This is a genomic window from Rhodanobacter thiooxydans LCS2 (assembly GCF_000264375.1).
In the GTDB taxonomy this organism is placed as follows: domain Bacteria; phylum Pseudomonadota; class Gammaproteobacteria; order Xanthomonadales; family Rhodanobacteraceae; genus Rhodanobacter; species Rhodanobacter thiooxydans.
In genome coordinates this window covers 1-283 of the sequence record NZ_AJXW01000127.1, presented here as the reverse complement: position 1 = coordinate 283, position 283 = coordinate 1, and the positions used below count along the sequence as shown (strand labels likewise).

The following is a 283-nucleotide window of genomic DNA, read 5'->3' as shown; positions in this document are numbered from 1 at the left end:
TCGTGCTCGATGCGGTAGACCACCGCGTTGGGCAGCACCTTCACGCCGGCCGCCTCGGCCGCTTCCACCGCGTTGATGCCCAGGTACTGCGCGTTGACCGGGCAGATCGGCTGGCAGCTGTTGTTGCCCACGCAGGCCGGTCGTCCATCGTAGCCGCGACTGTTGCGCGCCACTGTGTTGGCGACCACCGGATACACCGGGGCCAGCCGTTCGCGGAAGCGGCGCATCGACCACGGCTCGGCCACCGGCGCCATCGGGAACGGATGCTGTCGCGGCGAGCCGG

The 283-nt window shown here is 70.3% G+C and carries 1 pseudogene; it reads right to left on the bottom strand.

Annotated features, from left to right (window positions below):
• Positions 1-283 (bottom strand): annotated as a pseudogene (locus UUA_RS19700) (choline dehydrogenase); the annotation flags it as partial.